Source organism: Nostoc sp. NMS2 (assembly GCF_017115105.1).
Classification (GTDB): Bacteria; Cyanobacteriota; Cyanobacteriia; order Cyanobacteriales; family Nostocaceae; genus Nostoc.
Map to the genome: position 1 here is coordinate 1 of NZ_JABXKH010000164.1, position 20,254 is coordinate 20,254.

Annotated in this window: 14 protein-coding genes; 9 read left to right on the top strand and 5 right to left on the bottom strand. The window is 42.8% G+C overall.

Annotated features, from left to right (window positions below; all coding sequences use genetic code 11):
- Window positions 1-256: 256 nt before the first annotated feature.
- Window positions 257-913 (bottom strand): tRNA (guanosine(46)-N7)-methyltransferase TrmB, encoded by a 657-nt coding sequence (gene trmB, locus HWQ36_RS30130; RefSeq protein ID WP_292709668.1) that lies wholly within the window; start codon window positions 911-913, stop codon window positions 257-259.
- A gap of 492 nt (window positions 914-1,405) precedes the next feature.
- Here trmB and gyrA point away from each other — a divergent pair, with 492 nt between their 5' ends.
- The 4 genes from gyrA to HWQ36_RS30150 all read left to right on the top strand — a co-directional run bounded on the left by gyrA (window position 1,406) and on the right by HWQ36_RS30150 (window position 8,515).
- Window positions 1,406-4,027, top strand: coding sequence for a DNA topoisomerase (ATP-hydrolyzing) subunit A (gyrA, locus tag HWQ36_RS30135; protein WP_292709669.1), 2,622 nt, complete (start codon window positions 1,406-1,408; stop codon window positions 4,025-4,027).
- On the top strand, window positions 4,008-5,621 hold the full coding sequence (gene lnt / locus HWQ36_RS30140) for an apolipoprotein N-acyltransferase (protein WP_292709670.1): 1,614 nt from the start codon (window positions 4,008-4,010) through the stop codon (window positions 5,619-5,621). The genes gyrA and lnt overlap by 20 nt, the downstream gene beginning before the upstream one ends.
- A gap of 78 nt (window positions 5,622-5,699) precedes the next feature.
- Window positions 5,700-7,736, top strand: coding sequence for an NAD-dependent DNA ligase LigA (ligA, locus tag HWQ36_RS30145; RefSeq protein WP_292709671.1), 2,037 nt, complete (start codon window positions 5,700-5,702; stop codon window positions 7,734-7,736).
- Window positions 7,737-8,284: 548 nt separating this feature from the next.
- Complete coding sequence (locus tag HWQ36_RS30150; RefSeq protein ID WP_292709672.1) at window positions 8,285-8,515, top strand: DUF6737 family protein; 231 nt, start codon at window positions 8,285-8,287, stop codon at window positions 8,513-8,515.
- A gap of 9 nt (window positions 8,516-8,524) precedes the next feature.
- On the opposite strand, the gene HWQ36_RS30155 is transcribed toward HWQ36_RS30150, so the two are convergent.
- A complete protein-coding gene (locus HWQ36_RS30155) occupies window positions 8,525-8,878 on the bottom strand; it encodes a hypothetical protein (protein ID WP_292709673.1) in 354 nt (117 codons plus the stop codon).
- A 605-nt stretch (window positions 8,879-9,483) separates the two neighbouring features.
- On the opposite strand from HWQ36_RS30155, the gene HWQ36_RS30160 reads away from it, so the two are divergent.
- Together HWQ36_RS30160 and HWQ36_RS30165 are read left to right on the top strand one after the other, a co-directional pair.
- Window positions 9,484-10,701 carry a sensor domain-containing diguanylate cyclase gene (locus HWQ36_RS30160; RefSeq protein ID WP_292709675.1) on the top strand — a complete coding sequence of 406 codons (1,218 nt, stop codon included), beginning with the start codon at window positions 9,484-9,486 and terminating at the stop codon, window positions 10,699-10,701.
- A gap of 283 nt (window positions 10,702-10,984) precedes the next feature.
- Complete coding sequence (locus HWQ36_RS30165) at window positions 10,985-11,314, top strand: integrin alpha (protein ID WP_292709677.1); 330 nt, start codon at window positions 10,985-10,987, stop codon at window positions 11,312-11,314.
- Here HWQ36_RS30165 and HWQ36_RS30170 read toward each other — a convergent pair.
- Together HWQ36_RS30170 and HWQ36_RS30175 are read right to left on the bottom strand one after the other, a co-directional pair.
- Complete coding sequence (locus HWQ36_RS30170) at window positions 11,246-11,836, bottom strand: thioredoxin family protein (protein WP_292709679.1); 591 nt, start codon at window positions 11,834-11,836, stop codon at window positions 11,246-11,248. The genes HWQ36_RS30165 and HWQ36_RS30170 overlap by 69 nt on opposite strands.
- A gap of 406 nt (window positions 11,837-12,242) precedes the next feature.
- Complete coding sequence (locus tag HWQ36_RS30175; protein ID WP_292709681.1) at window positions 12,243-12,560, bottom strand: hypothetical protein; 318 nt, start codon at window positions 12,558-12,560, stop codon at window positions 12,243-12,245.
- 519 nt (window positions 12,561-13,079) lie between these two features.
- Here HWQ36_RS30175 and HWQ36_RS30180 point away from each other — a divergent pair.
- A complete protein-coding gene (locus tag HWQ36_RS30180; RefSeq protein WP_292709684.1) occupies window positions 13,080-14,162 on the top strand; it encodes a class I fructose-bisphosphate aldolase in 1,083 nt (360 codons plus the stop codon).
- A gap of 142 nt (window positions 14,163-14,304) precedes the next feature.
- Here the strand turns inward: HWQ36_RS30180 and HWQ36_RS30185 are convergent, their stop codons facing one another.
- Window positions 14,305-14,973: a ribonuclease gene (locus HWQ36_RS30185; protein WP_292709686.1), complete on the bottom strand. Its 669-nt coding sequence runs from the start codon at window positions 14,971-14,973 to the stop codon at window positions 14,305-14,307.
- 763 nt (window positions 14,974-15,736) lie between these two features.
- Between HWQ36_RS30185 and HWQ36_RS30190 the strand changes: the two genes are divergently transcribed.
- Together HWQ36_RS30190 and HWQ36_RS30195 are read left to right on the top strand one after the other, a co-directional pair.
- The gene (locus tag HWQ36_RS30190) at window positions 15,737-19,948 is read left to right on the top strand and encodes a DEAD/DEAH box helicase (RefSeq protein ID WP_292709688.1); all 4,212 of its coding nucleotides are present in this window, start codon (window positions 15,737-15,739) and stop codon (window positions 19,946-19,948) included.
- 169 nt (window positions 19,949-20,117) lie between these two features.
- Entirely contained in the window at window positions 20,118-20,243 is a 126-nt protein-coding gene (locus HWQ36_RS30195) for a hypothetical protein (RefSeq protein WP_292709689.1), read from the top strand.
- Window positions 20,244-20,254: the final 11 nt, after the last annotated feature.

The window sequence follows — 20,254 nt, forward strand, 5'->3', positions numbered from 1 at the left end:
TCAACCCAACCTACGAATATTTTATTTTTTCGGAGTAATAAAAGAGCGTTAGGCATGGGGCATTGGAAGAATAATAACAGACGGGATTAATAGCGTCTTCTGGCAGACCGGGGTATGAACTAATTTGCATAGATTTAGAAGCTTTTTGCCGTCAAATGGTCGAAGAAGTTAGATTAATGGCAAATGAAAAGCATGATAAAGGTTAAATTCTATACATTTAAGGAATGCAGCAAAGTTTCCCCAAAGGAATTGCTTATCAAGTCGCTTCATTCACAACTTCTCGTCTGACAAACAAAGCCCGATAAACAGGTTCACCCTTTTTTTGCGTACCTATTTCCCGTTCTGTGGGGACTGGTAGCGGATTTTGGGCTAACCATTCTCCTGCACCGACTTTCTGATAAGCTGGGTTAGCGGCAAAGCGATCGCGCATTTCCACTGCGATAAATTCCATATCTGATTGCAGAAACACAACTCCACCAACTGCAAGATAACTGGCTAATTCAGCCACTAATTCTGGTTGCACTACACGGCGTTTAGCATGGCGGGTTTTAAACCAAGGATCGGGGAATTGAATTGTGACGCGCTGTAAACTTTCTGGAGGGAGGGAAGATAAAAGTGAGTCCAATGAGTTATTCACATTGCAAAATAAGTAGTGCAGGTTTGTGAAACCTAACTCAGAACGTAATTTATTCGCTTCTACCACTAGAGGTTCTCGAATTTCTAAACCGAGATAATTCCAATTGGGTTCTATTTTGGCCATATTCACCAAAAACTGTCCTTTAGCGCAGCCAATATCTAAATGTAGTGGTTGATTTGGCTTTGCATAAATTTTTTCCCAGTCAAGAGGACTTGCTGGTGTTTGATACTTTTTACCAAGTGGATTAACATGCTGGCGGACTCGGACTGCTGACAAAATTTCCTCTCCTTTACGTCAAAATATTTTGTTGATTCTAAATACTAATTGCTACGACTCTTCCTTTAATTGCGTCTTGGAAGGCTTTCTCCAAATCTGCTATTTCTCTAAGTAGAAATTATCAGCTACGCTTTCATTTATCAAACCTGATTAAGCAAAAAATCTAGTAAATAACGGTTATCAAAGTAAGACCTTATAAAGCCAATTTTAGATTGTTTTCTTAAATTTACTCTGTCATGTTTCAAGTTAGATGAATTTGCACTGAGCAACCTTTTATTTCACTGCTCTTGTTAAATAGCTAAAAGCTTCCCAAATGTAAGTTATTATATCTTTTTTGGCTAGATATTTTGGATTAGCTGCCCAGGCAAAAAAAGGCAAAATTATGCTAGAATTGTACCAAATTATGGCAATTATTCAAGAGCAATTTAGAATAATTTTGCGCTTTGCTGAGTAAAAAAGCTAAAATCTACGATTTTTGGAGATTTTTAGGTTATGACAACCTCACAGGAGAGGATTATCCCGATAGACTTGCGAACCGAAATGTCGCAGTCTTATCTGGAATACGCCATGAGCGTGATAGTGGGTCGGGCGTTGCCAGATGCCAGGGATGGTCTAAAACCTGTGCATCGTCGCATTCTCTACGCAATGCACGAGCTAGGTCTGCTCCACGATCGCCCGTTTAAGAAATGTGCCCGTGTGGTGGGGGAAGTGTTGGGTAAATATCACCCCCACGGCGACACGGCAGTATATGATGCCTTGGTGCGGATGGCACAGGATTTTTCCATGCGATCGCCCCTAGTTAACGGACATGGTAACTTTGGTTCGGTAGACAACGATCCGCCAGCCGCAATGCGGTACACAGAATGTCGCTTACAAGCTTTAACTAGCGCTGGGTTACTGCACGACATTGAATTAGAAACCGTAGACTTTGCCGATAACTTCGACGGTTCCCAGCAAGAACCGACAGTCTTACCGGCACGGATTCCCCAATTGTTGCTCAACGGTTCCTCTGGGATTGCCGTGGGCATGGCAACCAACATTCCGCCGCACAATTTGGGCGAATTAATTGATGCTTTGGTGGCTGTAATCCACAATCCCGAAATCACCGACATTGAATTAATGCAGTATGTCCACGGCCCAGACTTTCCGACTGGGGCGCAAATTTTGGGGACATCTGCCATTAGAGAAGCTTACACCACCGGGCGTGGTTCCATTACCATGCGTGGTGTCGCTAACATTGAAACCGTTGAACAACGGGGACGGCCAGATAGAGAAGCAATTATCATCACCGAATTGCCCTATCAAACCAATAAAGCGGCGCTCATTGAAAAAATCGCCGAAATGGTGAACGAAAAGCGGCTAGAGGGCATCGCAGATATCCGAGACGAGAGCGATCGCGACGGGATGCGAGTTGTCATCGAACTCAAGCGTGATGCTTATCCCCGCGTCGTTCTCAACAACCTCTACAAACAAACCCCACTGCAAGCTAACTTTGGGGCGAATATGCTGGCGTTGGTGAATAGCGAACCCCAAGTACTCACCCTCAAGCAGTTCTTAAGCGTCTTCTTAGATTTCCGCATCGAATCCATAGCCAGACGCACCCGTTACGAACTGCGGAAAGCCGAAGAACGCGATCATCTCCTGCAAGGGTTATTAATTGCCCTATCCCAGTTAGATCCAATTATTGTCTTGATTCGCCATGCGCCCGATGCGCCCACAGCCAAAGGCGAGTTAATCACAACTTACGGACTTTCGGAAGTGCAAGCAGATGCGATTTTGCAGATGCAATTGCGGCGGTTGACTGCCTTAGAAGCAGACAAAATCCGTTTGGAACACGACGAATTACAAGCGAAAATTACCGACTTGCAAGATATTTTGGCCCGCCGGGAGAGAGTGCTAGAAATCATCGAAACCGAAGTCGGACAGTTGAAAACTAGCTTCGCCACACCCCGCCGCACGGTGATTTTACCAGGGGAAGGGGAATTAGACGATCGCGATCTAATTGCCAATGAAAAAGCAATAATTTTGGTGACAGAGCAAGGCTACATCAAACGGATGCCAGTTAACACCTTTGAAGCCCAAAGCCGTGCTACCAGAGGTAAAGCCGCAGCCAAGGTGAAAGATGATGATACCATTGAGCATTTTTTGACTTGCTGCGATCACGACAGTATTTTATTCTTTAGCGAGCGTGGTGTTGTTTATTGCCTGAGAGCTTATCAAATTCCAGCGAGTTCGCGTACCAGTCGCGGGACACCAATTGTCCAAATGTTACCCATTCCCAAAGAGGAAAAAATCACCTCAATTGTACCCGTTGACGAGTTTAGCAGCGAAGAATATCTGGTCATGCTCACCAAGGGCGGGAATATCAAGAAAACCGAATTAGCAGCCTTTAGTCATATTCGCGCCAATGGTTTGATTGCTATTTCCCTAGAAGAAGGCGACCAACTGCGCTGGGTGCGACGTGCTAGAGTCGAGGACAGTGTAATCATTGGTTCTCGTAACGGGATGGCGATTAACTTCCGGTGCAACCACGAACAACTGCGTCCTTTAAGTAGGGCGACTCGTGGGGTGAAAGCCATGAAACTCAAAAATAAAGATGAACTGGTGGGTATGGATATTCTGCCCGCAGCAATTCTTGAAACTTTGGATGTTACAGAAGCCGAAATAGCCGAAACAGAAGATATCGAAACAATCGAAGCAATCGAAACAGAAGATATCGAAATTACCGAAACTACTGAAGAGTCCACAGAAGTGCCTAGCAGTGGCATTGTTGGCCCTTGGGTGTTGGTAATTACAATGGGAGGATATGGTAAGCGCGTACCCGTTGCCCAGTTCCGACTACAAAATCGTGCTGGTCAGGGTTTAATGGCAACTAAGTTCAAAAACCGCAAAACCAAAGACAAGTTGGCAACCCTACGCATTGTCAACAATGATGATGATGAAATCATGATGGTGACAAATCGCGGTATTATCATCCGTCAAGCAGTAAATGCAATTTCTATCCAATCGCGATCGGCAACTGGAGTCAGAGTGCAGCGTTTAGACGAAGATGATGCCATTACCGGAGTTGCAATAGTTCCACCTGATGCTGCCGATGCAGAAGAAGCAGAATAAAAAGCAGGGGGAGCAGGGGAGGCAGGGGGAGAGGTTAAACGCCTTGCTCCCTTACCTAATTGCCTTAGCTAGCGGCGTTTTAATGGGGCTAACCGTCGCCCCTGTCGGTGCATGGTTCCTAGCTTGGATTGCTCTAGCCCCACTGTGGGTTTTAGTTGTTACTTCTAGCTCAATCCAAAATCCAAAATCCAAAATCCAAAATGGCCTCCTCTGGGGTATTGGTTATCACGGTGTCGCCCTATCCTGGATTACGGGAATTCACCCAATGACTTGGTTGGGCGTTCCCTGGTTGCCGAGTTTGGCAATCACGCTTTTTTGTTGGGGATTTATCAGCCTCTTGGGAGGGGTATTCGTTGCTATTTGGGCGGCTGTAATGGTTTGCCTGGGCGGACAGAAACCGTGGTTACGTGTACTTATTGGTATAGCCGTATGGTGCGGTTTAGAAAGTCTGTGGAGTGCGGGGCCTTTGTGGTGGAGTTCACTCGCTTACACTCAAAGTCCGCATAATCTCGTAATTGTACATCTTGGTCAACTCTCTGGGCCTAATACTGTGACAGCAGCGATCGCTGCTGTTAATGGTTTAATTGCAGAAGGATGGACGAACCGCCAAGACGCAGAGAGCGCAGAGAGAATTTCCTTAGTGTCTTCTGCGCCTCTGCGGTTAGTTAATAAATACTTCGTAATCGCCACAGGATTATTAATTACCTTACACTTCATTGGTTTTATCTTATATAGCCGTCCCATAGCCCAACCCACAGAAGCAGCTTTGAAAGTGGGGATTGTTCAGGGTAATATCCCGAACCGACTTTTACGAAGTTCCGAAGGGTTTCGTCGCGCCCAAGAAAATTACACTAGTGGGTATCTAACTCTAGCAAATCAAGGTGTAGATGCAGTCCTCACCCCAGAAGGAGCCTTACCCATTTTCCAGCGTAACTTGTTGGGAACTGCCTTAGTCGCAGCAGTGAAGGAAAAAGGTGTGGTTGCTTGGATTGGGGCTTTTGGCGAACGAGGAGACAGTTATACAATTAGCTTATTTACTTTCAACAGTAAAGGTGAAATTGTCAGCCGCTATGATAAGTCCAAACTCGTACCTTTGGGAGAATATATTCCCTTTGAAGGAATTTTAGGCGGACTTGTTCAACGCTTGTCACCTTTGGAGGCACACCAAGTTCCTGGTTCAGCAAATCAAATATTTGACACTCCTTTTGGTCGGGCGATCGCTAGTATATGTTACGAATCTGCTTTTCCTGAACAATTCCGCCGTCAAGCTGCGGCGGGTGGGCAATTTATCCTCAGTTCTTCTAACGATGCCCATTACACTGCATCGATGCCATTTCAGCACCATGCACAGGATATAATGCGGGCAATTGAAACTGATCGATGGTCAGCACGGGCAACTAATACCGGATATTCAGCCTTTGTAGATCCTCACGGGAGAACCTTGTGGATGTCTGGATATAATACTTACGAAACTCATGCTGAAACAATTTATCGGCGACAGACACAGACTTTATATGTGCGTTGGGGTGATTGGTTAACACCTTTGTTGCTGGGATTGAGTGTCTTAGGGTGGTTTGTGCAGAGAGTAGTGTAAAGAAGTTGGAAGTCGGAAGTCGGAATGGGCTACGATAAGCAGTCCATTCTGTTCACTAGGTATTTTGTAATAAGTCTAATGACCCAGATTAAGCCTGAAGTAAAACGTACAGAAGAACTGCGCCAGTTATTGCAACAAGCCAGCTATGCTTATTACGTCTTAGATGCTCCAATTATGGAGGATGCAGTCTATGACCATCTATATCGAGAATTGCAACAACTAGAAATTCAATATCCAGAGTTGACAGCACCCGATAGTCCGACTCAGCGCGTGGGTGAGAAACCAGCAACGCAGTTTAGTTCGGTGCGGCATAATATCCCCCTGTACAGTCTGGAAAATGCATTTAATATTAATGAGTTGCAAGGGTGGGATCAGCGCTGGCGGCGACAAGTACCGAAAATAGATTCAGTGGAATATGTCACTGAATTGAAAATTGATGGTTCTGCTTTGGCTCTTACCTACCAAGATGGCATTCTAGTTAGAGGTACAACTAGGGGTGATGGAGTGATGGGTGAAGATATCACCCAAAATGTGCGGACAATTCGCTCAATTCCCTTGCGTTTGAATTTTGAAGGGTTAGAAATTCTCGAAAGGGTGGAAGTGCGAGGCGAGGCATTTTTGCCGTTGCAAGTATTTAAACAAATCAACGAGGAAAGGCAAAAAGCAGGTGAGCAATTATTCGCCAATCCCCGGAATGCCGCAGCTGGTACACTCAGACAATTAGACTCGCGCATTGTCGCTAAACGGCGGTTAGCTTTCTTTGGCTATACTCTGCACATTCCTGGTAGAGATGACACCAGTATTGCCAATACCCAATGGGAAGCGTTGGAGTTGTTAGAAAAGATGGGTTTTCAAGTAAACCCCAACCACAAACTTTGTGCCTCGATCGCAGAAGTGGCAAAATATTATGAATATTGGGATACGGAACGCCTGAATTTACCCTACATGACTGATGGGGTGGTAGTAAAGCTGAATTCTTTTAAACTTCAGGAACAGCTAGGGTTTACCCAAAAATTCCCTCGCTGGGCAGTAGCGTTAAAGTACCCCGCCGAAGAAGCGCCCACTCGTGTGGAAAATATTGCTGTAAATGTCGGACGAACCGGGGCGTTAACGCCGTTAGCAGAAATGCGCCCTGTGCAATTGGCGGGGACAACCGTTTCCCGCGCGACTTTACACAATAGCGATCGCATTTCTCAATTAGACATCCGCATTGGCGATACTGTTATTGTCCGCAAAGCTGGAGAAATTATTCCAGAAGTGGTGAGGGTACTCAAAGAACTCCGTCCTGCTGACACTGAACCCTTCGTTATGCCCACCCATTGCCCTATCTGCGATCAAGCAGTGGTGCGAGAATCAGGTGAGGCAGTAACTCGGTGCGTCAATGCTTCCTGTGCAGCGATTCTCAAAGGTTCCATTGAACATTGGGTGAGTCGTGATGCCTTGGATATTAAAGGTTTAGGCGAAAAGCTGGTGCATCAACTCGTTGATAAAGTTTTAGTGCATTCCGTTGCCGATTTATATGAGTTGACAGCAGAGAGATTGTGTGTATTAGAAAGGATGGGGCAAAAATCAGCAGAGAAATTAGTAGATGCGATCGCTCAATCAAAAAATCAACCTTGGTCAAGAGTATTGTATGGTTTAGGCATCCGTCACGTTGGCAGTGTTAATGCCCAATTGTTGACTCAGAAATATTTCACCGTAGACCAATTAGCGACAGCAAAGCAATCAGATATTGAAGGAATTTACGGTATTGGTGCTGAAATTGCCCAATCTGTGTATCAGTGGTTTAGGATTGATGCCAACCAAAGATTGATAGAACGCTTGCAAGCAGAAGGATTGCAATTAACTGCCCCAGAAGAAACAAAAACAGTTGATGATGGTAATCAAAAATTCGCAGGTAAAACTTTTGTAGTTACAGGGACATTGCCAACCTTAAAGCGAGATGAGGCAAAGGCTTTGATTCAAAAAGCTGGTGGAAAAGTGACTGATTCTGTGAGTAAAAAAACAGATTATTTGGTGGTAGGAGAAGATGCAGGTTCTAAACTAGAAAAAGCGCTCTCTTTGGGAATTACACAGTTAAGTGAAGCGCAGTTGTTGGAAATGCTTAACGAATAATTCGTAATTAAAAAAACGGCTTAGAGTAAAAGACTTCTAGGAAGCATCCACTTTTGGCGGATTGCTCTCAGACTAGAAGTCTGGGGCTATACAAACCAAACCCGCCTTCGCGGGTTTCAGAGAGTCCGCGTTCGCGTAGCGTTCCGAAGGAAAGGCGGACTTCGTTTGTGTAGCCGCGATTTCCAATCGCCCGGTGTTTCTTCCAAAAGTGGATGCTCCCGACTTCTACAGCTTATAGCAGTTCTCACTTGAGTGAGGTACAAGAACCCCACCCCCGGGAGCATCCCAAATGTGCAAAAATCTTGATAGCCCTCATCCCCTAACCCCTTCTCCCATGTTTGGGAGAAGGGGAACTAGAGTTATGTCTCCCCTCTCCCATCTTTGGGAGAGGGGCTGGGGGTGAGGGAAAAGATTTAAGCTTGCATTGGGATGCTCCCCCACCCCCAACCCCCTCCCCGCTCTTCGAGAGGGCACTATGATGTATCTTGTATGATTAGGAAACGTAAAAATGGTTAAAGGTAAATTCGGAGTTTTATTAAATAAAACCAATGTCTGAACAAAAGCCTATAAGTCCTTGGAACTACAAACCTTGGTGGTGTCAGCCCTGGTCTATAGTTCTCACAGGTATAACACTGATTAGTGGTAGCTGGTTACTATTTAAAACTATCTGGCTAACCATTCTCGTCTCTATCCCTATAGTGATGTGGATGGGATTTTTTGTGTTGTTTTGGCCACAATTAATGATTCGCAGTGGGATTTTAGAGTCGTATAAAGACTAATTCTAGGTTTTATAATTCTGGCTTTTGCGTAACAATCCACATCAAATCTAACCACAATTGAGGATAAGCCTTCTTAATCTGTGATTTGGGGTCGTGCAACAGATTTGTAGCATTCAAGCAAACAACTTCAACTAGACCGAGATATTCTGCCACTTCTATCAGTAAATTTTTTTCTGCTACTATAGCAGCAATCAGTGTGTCAGGACAGTAAATCTTAATATATTTGGCATGAGCGATATACGCTCCTTTTAAGCTAGAATTTAGCACTTTTATATAGCAGTGGCGGAGTAATTTCCATGCTGTTGGGTGAGATTGTTTCATAATAAGAGTAAATTGTTGGGCTAAGTCTTCTTCGGTAATCATTACTCTCTCCATTATTATTGTGCTAAAAATCTTAATTTCATCTTGGCACGGTCAAGAGGACGCAGCATTGCTAATGTTGTGTGCATTTTTATCTGAGTAAAATTAACAATTTTAGTTTGAGTAAAATTTACCCATCTGGCAAAATTTGTTGATAAGTTTTCTACAGCATAAATTACTTTCCTATCAAGAATCAAAGCTGAAACCGATTACTAAAACCGTATCAATCGCTGCTTTTTACCAAACTAATTCTATAAAGCCAAGTTACCGAAAATAATATTAAAGCCAACGAAGCAGGATAGTTGTTTACGCAGAGATGATCTTGACTGGACTGCAAAATTAAGCGATATCTCCGATGGGCTACGCCTACGCACATTTTTATTTTTGCCGTCAGTCTCGGGAAGGAGAAGTTCCGAAGGTTGGAATCTAACCCTCGAAATTTCCCTGCATCCACACAAATTAGCGGTATCAAAAATATCTAGTTTTGACAGTATACTAAGTTTTGATAATTTTAAGTTTACATTGATAATTTTCAACCTGGCTTTGGGTACAAGACCTTGTAAGCATATAGATGCTCAGGGGATTTGCACAGTGAAAGTTAGGGTGATATGAACAACAGAGCAAACCAAAGGCATGAAGAACATCATGCAATACAATATTTCTGTATATTCAACCGAATGTTGATTTTCGTTGCAGAGATGTTTATATCATGCAGCCTTGATGCTGGAGAGTTAACCCTGCGGTTGTTGCAAAATTTCCATACCAGACTTTTCTGGCTAAGGATCGGACGCTCATCTGTGAAAACGCCAGTTGCTCCTCTACCTAAAAATGAAGCAGAAAGGCTCAAAGCATTAGCAGACTACAATATTCTGGATACTCTACCTGAACAAGCATTTGATGACCTAACTGCTCTTGCTGCCTATATTTGTAAGACTCCAATTGCTTTAATTAGCTTAGTGGATGGCGATCGCCAATGGTTTAAATCTAACATTGGACTAAAAGCTAGAGAAACACCCAGAGAGTCGGCTTTTTGCTCCCATGCTATTCTGCAACCAGAGGATATATTAGTGATTCCCAACGCCATCAAGGACGATCGCTTTGCTAACAATCCTCTAGTCAAAGGTAATTCTAAAATTCGTTTTTACGGTGGTGCGCCACTAGTTACGCCTAATGGTTTTCCAATAGGGACGTTGTGTGTTATGGACACCGTTCCTCGTCAGCTAAGTTACCAGCAGTTGGATGCACTGCGCCGCCTAACTCGACAAGCCATCGCTCAGATGGAACTCATTCAGGAAGTTCGCAACCGTAAACAATCAGAGATGGAAGGAAGGCAGTTATCGCTGACCGACGATCTAACAGGTTTGCATAACCGACGTGGCTTCTTCGTGATGGCTGAACAACAGTTGAAAATTGCTCACCGCATGAGATTGTTGTGCTGGGTGATCTTCATTGATTTAGATGGGCTAAAACAGGTTAACGACACCCTTGGTCATGATATGGGAGATGCCTTGATTGTTGATGCTGGTCGATTACTCAAGCAAAGTTTTCGGAAATCGGATATTGTTGCTCGCTTGGGTGGAGATGAGTTCATCGTTTTCATCTCCAGCTATTTTAAAGACGCTGATAGCATCAAATCGTGTCTGCAAGTAAATATTACCAACTTTAATCAACAGCAAAACCGTAGTTATCAACTTTCGATGAGTATGGGAATAGAGCGTTACTCACCAGAAAGTAATATGTCACTAGAACAACTAATTGCCAGGTCTGACGAATTAATGTACGCTCATAAGCGTCTCAAGCGGCAATCTATTCATCAACAAGAGTAGGGATTAGTGTTCTTTTATAATTTTTTTCATTAGAGAAAAATCCACTGATTTCGGTTGGTGAATAATCTTAATAAAAATAAGCTGTGTATCGCTGTTTATATATCAAAGTGCGATCGCCTAGCCATCTTTTTTGAGCAATGATGTCTAAGCATCGGCAATATTATTATAAAAAACGAAATATTTAAAATTAATTGGCTTAACCTAACTTTTAACCAATGCTAATGTTATTCGTTTAAAAATTTTACATCTAGTCCATTGCTAACAACAAACATACGAGAAAATCATGGCTGATCCATTATTCAACCTCTCTAGTCTCAACGGCAAAAACGGCTTTGCCATCAACGGCAGTGCCAGTGACTCATCAGGCAACTCAGTCAGCAATGCTGGAGACATCAACCATGATGGCATCGACGACCTAATTATTGGCGCACCAGGTGCCGGAAAGAGCTACGTAGTGTTTGGCAGCACCAACGCCTTTAGTACCAACGATGAATTGAGCAAACTTTGTTGTTATACCTGCTACTTCAGTGGTTGGTTGTTTTTGCTAATTTACCACTTGGCTGCCATGACTGCGGGGGTCATCTTGACTAGCTGTTGGTGCGACTGGGGCTGAAAATTTGGAAACTTTGCCGCTAGCTTGAGCATAAGGAAGAGACGAACCAGTAACCAAAGCTTCTAAGTTGCTAGCCATAATTGTGCGGGGTTGGTCGCCTACCGCTTGAGCGATTGTTTCCCCTTGCTGACTCAAAAATACAAAATGGGGAATCCCATCTATCCGATATTTCAGCATTTCTGGTAGCCATTTGGTATTATCTACATTCAGCATGACAAAATTCATCTTGTCAGCATACTCTGTTTCTAGTTGAGTGATATCTGGTGCCATTTTCTGGCAGACGGTACACCAATCAGCATAAAACTCTACTAGAGATGGTTTGCCGTTGCTGACGGCTACTTCTAGTGGTGTGGACGAATCGCTTAATTTGGCTAGGGTTGCCGAGGTTGTTTCAGTTCGCAATCCTAAGACGAGGGCAACGCTAAGAGCGATCGCTACCATTACAATTAAGAAGTTTCTCAAACGCTTTCCTAATGGAGATTCAGACTTATCGGGGGAAGTAACAGGTGAATCAGTACTCATAACAGAATTATTAAAACTTATTAAGCAATTTCTTCTTTAGTCTAGCTGACTCCAGGCGCTCTTTAATACGTAATTTGATCCTCAAAATGGGTATTAAAGGCTTCAGATATACAAAGTTTTTACCTCCAGCCAGAACTGCCTCAAAACCCGTAGCTTTATACTTCATGCAAAATAAAACAGGAGTCAGAATTCAGAATACTCTACGCCACTTGCGGGATAGAGTTTTGATTACGAAAAATATTTATTTTACTTTCGCTTAACTTCGGGCGTTAGCGTAGCGGGACGAAGTACGGTTTTAACCAATATTCATCACCCACTCGTACAGAATTCATGCTGTTAGCGGATAGCTAAGGTTTAGCCCATTCTGACTCCTGAGTTCTGAATTCTTCTTATAAAACTGCTGTATTTACAGTTTATGCTGGCGTAATTGCTCTACTATATATTCTTCTAGTTCTTGTTTTTCTCTGTTACTAGCATTTCGTTGATAAGTTCTTCCTGTTTCTTGCATAAACTTACGTTTCTCGGTTGGAGAAGATTTGAGTTTACCTCCAGATGCTTGCAACTTTTGCTGTAATTCTTCCCAAGTTTTCTCGCCCACGGTTTCACCTAGTTTTACCAGTACCTTTGGTAGTAATATTTTTGCCTCTCTTTGAAAATCCTCTTCTGTCTCAAGGGAAGCTAAATCTATATTGCTGAAGTCGATATCGATTTGAAACTTACTCATAGACTTGTATTTGTTCTTTTAACGATTATGACAACAATGGGAATCTGCGGAGATTACTTCCCGACCTTTTTGTTGTTAGATGATGAGTATCAGAATTGAAATATATCAAATTATCAGTCTGCAATTCACAAAAATCCTCAAAAAGCATGATTTTTTATTTGCTTAAATCATGGTTAAACCACGTCTATCTTGAAACCTGTAGTTCAACTCTAATGAATAAGGATTTGCCCTCATCCCCCAACCTATCCCCCAAATATGGGATTCGGGGAGCTAGAATTTCAAAGTCCCTCTCCCAGATCTGGGAGAGGGATTTAGGGTGAGGGCGAAAACTACGGTTCTCAACTTAGATGAGGTTTACATCTCAGATAATCATTGATTTTATCAATTTTTAAAGAATGATTTAAGACTTTTCTCTCAAAATGAATATATATCTAGTTAATGCAAGTAGAACCAGGTTACGAGTATTAAAAATGCTATCTTAAAGGCAAGGTCATTTGCTCGATTTTTGAGGAAAACACTATGACTACAACGCTCATAGAGGCTAATTCTATCGAGTCATTGCTAGGTAAAGAGGCTGAAGACCTGCTTACCTACAAAGCAAAGGTTTCTCAGGATTTACTACATTTGCCGGGGCCAGACTTTGTAGATAGAATCTGGATTAACAGCGATCGCAATCCTCAAGTATTGCGTAATCTCCAGCTACTTTATTCTACTGGTCGTCTGGCAAACACAGGTTATCTCTCCATTTTACCAGTAGACCAAGGGATTGAACATTCTGCTGGTGCATCTTTTGCACCCAATCCAATTTACTTTGACCCAGAAAATATTGTCAAGCTAGCGATCGCCGCAGGTTGCAATGCTGTTGCTACAACTTTGGGGACATTAGGTATAGTTTCGCGCAAGTATGCTCACAAAATACCTTTTATTACCAAAATCAATCACAACGAATTGCTGACTTTCCCAAATCAATTTGACCAGGTATTGTTTGCTGATGTGGAACAAGCTTGGAATTTAGGGGCAGCCGCCGTAGGTGCGACAATCTACTTTGGTTCAGACCAATCTACCAGACAAATCCAAGAAATCAGTAAAGCTTTTAAACGCGCCCATGAATTAGGAATGGTAACAATTCTCTGGTGCTATCTGCGGAACAACGCTTTTAAACAAGATAAAGATTACCACCTTGCTGCTGACCTCACCGGACAGGCAAATCATTTAGGTGTGACAATTGAAGCTGATATCATCAAACAAAAGTTACCCGAAAATAACAATGGTTATGGTGCAGTTGCTAAAGCCAGTGGTAAGAGTTACGGCAAAACAGATGAGCGCGTTTATACAGAATTGACAACCGATCACCCAATTGATTTAACTCGTTATCAAGTACTAAATTGCTACTCTGGGCGCGTGGGGTTAATTAATTCTGGTGGCGCGACTGGGAAAAATGACTTTGCAGAAGCAATTCGCACTGCTGTAATTAACAAACGCGCTGGTGGTTCAGGATTAATTTCTGGGCGAAAGACCTTCCAACGTCCCTTTGAGGAAGGCGTAAAACTGTTTCATACCATTCAGGATGTTTATTTGTCGCCAGATGTGACGATAGCTTAGGGAGTGGGGAATGGGGGAGGATGAGGGAGTGAGGAAGAGGCAGAGGGGCAGGGGGAAGGGTGCAGAGGAGAAAGATGTAATTTTGTATTCTCTCCCTTGCCCACTGCTCCCGTGCTTCTTCTCCATGCCCAATTCCCCATTTTTATCTAACGTTTCTGACTAAAAAATCTGGTTGACCACAACTTTTTTGCGATCGCTTCAAAATCTCGGCGCTACAAATACCAGGTTCACCGTTTTTGGAATAACAAAAGAAGACTTCTTGCAAAAATCTTCCCGAACCAGAACAAAAAGGTGCTATGCCATCAGCAGTTATTTTATTATTTGCACTCACAAATGAATTTTTAAAGTTCGCAATTGTGGTACGCAAGGGTTTATCAGGACGATTATAAGCTGTGGGAAGAGCGATCGCATCTTTTAACTTTTTACTCAATGTCAAGTATTCCGCAGGTGTTTTCCCCGAACAAGTACCATGTTTTTCCCATTCATGATCGTAAAGTTTATTACTAGGATACAAATTGGGAAACCGCCGCTTTACTTCCGACGGTAGTTTTTGCGTGGAACAATTAGCTGGATAACCAGTTTGGTACTGTGGCCACAAACCATGTAGTACAAAACCAAGTTTCCTTCCAGAACCGCACTGCTGCGGATCGCGACTACCATTTGCTGCACAATAATCTGGCGACCAAGAGAGTGTCAGTACATAAAAATCAAATTTACCCGGAGTACCGCGATTTTGAGCAATGGCAGCATTAGGTATAAAAAGAGCAGTAGTTAATAGAGAAGATGCGATGAAAAGTTTATTGAATCGCATATATATAAACAGTTAGTTGTCTCTAAAATTAAAACACTAAGTAGGCTTGATATAACGTCATTTTTAATCTGGTGAGGTACGGGTATGCAAATAGACCTAACCCCTAACCCCTTCTCCCAGATATGGGGGATAGGTTGGGGGATGAGGGCAAATCCTTATTCATTAGAGTTGAACTACAGGTTTCAAGATATACATTGAAGAATTAATTGACACCTTGGGAGAGCCAACAATAAAGATTGGCAATTCGTCAGCGACCAACGTTTCTAATTGAACTACGTTAAATATCGTTTGTTGGTCACTTCCTCATTGCCCATAATTCATCCCACACTGACTGAGTACAGTACAGGTGTGGGGCTTCTTCTGCTTCAAGCTAAATTTGTTTAGTAACAGCCGATGGAACATCGGCTAAATGACGACTATTGCAAATTACCTTTCACTGTTGCCTGTCGAGCTTTTGCGATCGCTTGTCATTAATTTTACTGGGCTGTAAGATCCCCGACTTCTTTAAGAAGTTGAGGATCTGCTCACCCTCACCTATCATAATTAATGGGACAGACCACTAGGACAGCTTGGGATTTAAGTGGAATGCAAACACAAGAGAAAATAAAGGCAATTTAAGCGTAAGCTAAAAATAAAATACTTGGGTGCTATGTCGATTTGATGCAGGTGGAATTACCTCAGCTGTACGCATATCTTCAACTAGAAGCGGGTCATGGACGGAAACGGAAATTAATGGAATTATTTAAACAACTAAATAAATACTATGATTAATTTGGCAACTGATACCACAAAACTGCAAACACAACTTGCTGATAAATACTTTAAGTTACATCCTTCCATACAAAAAATTATTCAGTTATTTTCGGTAATTTATGCACCGATAGACAAAAATTCATTAGTAAGTTGTCTTAGTAAAATTGACGCTTTAGATGAAAACAATAAACCTTGGGTTACTAAAACCCTCAGTTCCCAAATTGATAAATTGTTAAAAGCAGGCTTGTTAGTGCAGGAAAGTAGGCAAGGTGCTGAATGTCATCCGTTACTCACAGAAATTGCTACTCGTCATGCTGTACAAACCGGACAGTTTGAAATCCTCGTCACAGCAGTAGAGGAGAAGCTACCAATACGTACTCACTGGAACAGAGACTCTCGGATCTTCTACAACTTACGCCAGTGTATCAGAGAAATCCGCATTGGTATTTATCGCCAAGATCCTAGTTTTATTAATCAGCAAATTGAAGATTATCAGAAGTACAGTGATAGCGAAGAAAAAATATCAATACAAAATATCTTTGAGCAGATATGCAATAATCCATTTGATGCAGATTGGTTTAACACCCTACCACAAGGATTATATGAAAGTGGCATATCAAGTATCCTCTTCAATTCAGCCTTAAAATTATCTGCTTCTGAAGATGCGTTGACGCTGTTGGAAGAAGAATGTTCTACACGTGGAAAACATTGCTCAGATTATCTACATCTGATTTTGACAGAACAACTGCTCTTACAAGGTTGTACCCAAGAAGCACAAGAAAGTCTGGAGCGGATATCAAATGAATATAAACATAACGCCGCTATCTTTTGGGGTTGGTTAAGTTTTCTGCGGGGTGATAATGAACAAGCCATAAAATGTTATACAGATGCCCTAAAAGCCATAAAAAAGGCTACAAGCAAACGCCAAATGTATTTCAATACAATTGGGGGCTTATTTTTTATCCTCGCACTGTTAAAAGATGGTTCAGTGCAACGCCTCCGAGAAGCAGAAGAGTACACCAGTTTGATGTACCGTCAATCAGATCACTGGCTCAGGTTCACTTATGGCAGACTGAAAATGGTGCTGCAAGTACACCTTGGTGATATTAGCCAAAAACAATTTGTAGTTAGCGGTCATATTTCTTCTGTGGAAGAAGAAAATAGCTTACAAACATTGTTTTGTTCACTATGCCTTTACTGGATGGACGCTGAGAGTGCTAAAAAACGCTTACCTGATTTATTAGAACCATTGTATCGGCGATCGCTCACATCCGGTTATCACTGGTTGGCAATGGAAAGTGCAGAACTCCTATCCAGACTCAAACCTAGTAGTAACTATAAACAACTTGCAGAGGCACTGCGAGAAGATAGCGATATCCAAACCATCGTAGACTTAATTCGACCCCAAGAAGCTTGGGAAATGTGCCTCAATGCCCTGGCAAATCTCCAAAAAGAACCACAAACACCAGGAAAACCAGAATCTGAACTGCGTTTAACATGGTTCATTACCTTCTATCCCAGCAAATGTGTCTTACAACCGCGAGAACAAAAAGTTAATGCCAAAGGGGAGTGGAGTAAAGGTCGCCCTATAGCCCTCAAGCGTCTGAACAGTGCATTATCTGAGTTTGATTACATCACCCCCCAAGATATGCGGGTATGTAGTTGTATTGAGGCATATAGTGATGGCTATTATGGCAAAGTTGATTATACCTTCGGTGAAAAAGCCATCTCTGCTTTAATTGGCCACCCGTTGGTTTTTTGGGAAGATACACCAAATATCCGTGTAGAAATCGTCAAGGGGGAACCGGAACTACTGGTTAAAAAAGAAAAACTTGGCCGTCTCACCTTGGAATTTTCTCCCAAGTTACCAGAATCACAGAATATTCTGCATATCAAAGAAACCCCAACCCGCATCAAAATCATTGAAATTACTGCCGAACACAGACGCATTGCGGAGATTATTGGTAAAGATAATAAATTAAATGTACCAGCGATCGCCGAAAAACAAGTTTTGGCAGCCATTAATGCCGTCTCTGGCATCGTCACCGTCCATTCTGACATCGGTGGCGGTTCAGAAGGTGCAGAAGAAGTACCCGCCCAGACTCTACCCCATATTCACCTTTTACCTGCCAATGCCGGCTTGAAAATCAGCCTTTTGTCGCGCCCCTTTGCCCAAGGTGGCCCCTACTACCGTCCTGGTACAGGTGGTGAAACTGTAATTGCTGAGATTGCCGGTAAACGTCTCCAAACCAGACGAAATCTGTCTGAAGAGAAGCAACTGGCCAAAGACGCTGTAGCAGCTTGCGCCACTTTGACTCAAACTGAAGAACAAGATGGTGAATGGACTATAGTTGATCCAGAAAACTGTTTAGAACTGCTGCTAGAACTGCAAGCACTGGGAAATAACGTAGTCATAGAATGGCCACAAGGAGAAAAACTGCGTATTAGCCACAATGCCGACTTGAAAGACTTTAATTTATCAATTCAACGTCAGCAAGACTGGTTTGCAGCAACAGGGGAGTTGAAATTGAATAACGACCTAGTGCTAGATATGCAGCAACTACTAGAACTATTAGAGAAAACCCCCAGCCGTTTTATCCCCCTTGGTGATGGTCAATTTTTGGCTTTAACTCAAGCTTTTCGGAAACGCCTCGACGAATTGCGGATGTTTTCGGAAAAACATAGTAAAGGTATTCGTTTTCACCCCTTGGCAACATTAGGGTTAGAGGATTTTGTTGATGAGGTAGGTAAGGTAAAAGCAGATAAACACTGGAAAACACATATCCAGCGTCTTAAGGAGGTGCAGAACCTCCAGCCGGAACTGCCATCTACGCTTCAAGCAGAACTACGTGACTACCAGATGGAAGGTTTTTGTTGGCTGGCGCGGCTAGCACATTGGGGTGTGGGCGCTTGTTTAGCAGACCAAATGGGATTGGGTAAGACCGTGCAAGCATTGGCGGTCATTCTCAGAAATGCCCATGAAGGGCCAACCCTAATTATTGCCCCCACTTCCGTGTGCATGAATTGGGTGAGTGAAGCGCAGAAGTTTGCCCCAACTCTCAATATTATTCAATTTTCTGGTGCTAACCGCCAAAAATTATTGGATGGGTTACAACCTTTGGATATGTTGGTATGCAGTTATGGTTTATTACAGCAGGAAGAAGTAGCGCAAATGCTTTCTGGTGTACAGTGGCAAACTATTGTCCTGGATGAAGCCCAGGCGATTAAAAATATGACCACTAAACGTTCTCAGGCAGCCATGAACCTAAAATCTAATTTTAAGTTGCTGACTACTGGGACTCCCATTGAGAATCACCTGGGTGAGTTGTGGAATTTGTTCCGCTTTATTAATCCTGGGTTATTGGGTTCTTTTGAAAGCTTCAATCAACGCTTTGCTACCCCCATTGAAAAATATCAGGATAAACTTGCACGTAATAAACTCAAAAAACTTATTCAACCATTTCTGTTGCGGCGGACAAAAAATCAGGTACTAGAAGAGTTGCCGTCTCGTACTGAAATTCTTCTTCATGTAGAGTTAAGTCGGGAAGAAAAGGCATTCTATGAAGCGTTGCGCCGTCAGGCCATATCTAAACTCACCGAAAGCGATGCAGAAGCAGGAAAGAAACATTTGCAAGTTTTGGCTGAGATTATGAAACTGCGTCGCGCTTGCTGTAATCCTAGTTTGGTGATGCCTGATACGGAATTACCCAGTTCCAAGTTGCAACTTTTTGGTGAGGTGCTGGGCGAACTGCTGGAAAATCGTCATAAAGCGTTAGTGTTTAGTCAGTTTGTTGACCATTTGCACATCATCCGCGATTATCTTGAACAGCAAGGTATTAATTATCAATATCTAGATGGCAGTACTTCAGTGGCAGAGCGCAAAAAACGAGTAGATGCCTTTCAAGCTGGTTCAGGAGATGTCTTTCTCATTAGTCTCAAAGCGGGGGGTACAGGACTCAATCTGACTGCGGCTGATTATGTGATTCATACAGACCCTTGGTGGAATCCCGCAGTGGAAGACCAAGCTTCAGACCGCGCCCATCGGATTGGGCAACAACGCCCGGTGACAATTTATCGCTTGGTAGCAAAGGATACTATTGAAGAAAAAATTGTGCAATTGCATCACCAGAAGCGAGATTTGGCAGACAGCCTATTAGAAGGTGCTGATATGAGTGGCAAGATATCAACAGAAGCCTTGTTACAGTTAATTAGTGAAGGATAGCTGCTTGAAAGAAATTGCGTAGGCGCAGCCCGCACTTCGACTTCGCTCAGTGACCGTCGTAGACATCGCACTTCAACTACTCGCATATTCCAGCACTCGTTCCCACTCCCGAACAAAAATTATTGGCGAGCTAAGTATATACGCAATACAGTTCGGTTAAGGTTTTTTGATGAAAATTTTAGATCGCAAAGACGCGATAAATCGCCGTCAAGACGAAAGACCGATTATTGTAGAGACGGCGATTCATCGCGTCTCTTGCCTTAACCGAATAGGATTGAGTATATACCCAATATAATTATTGTAATA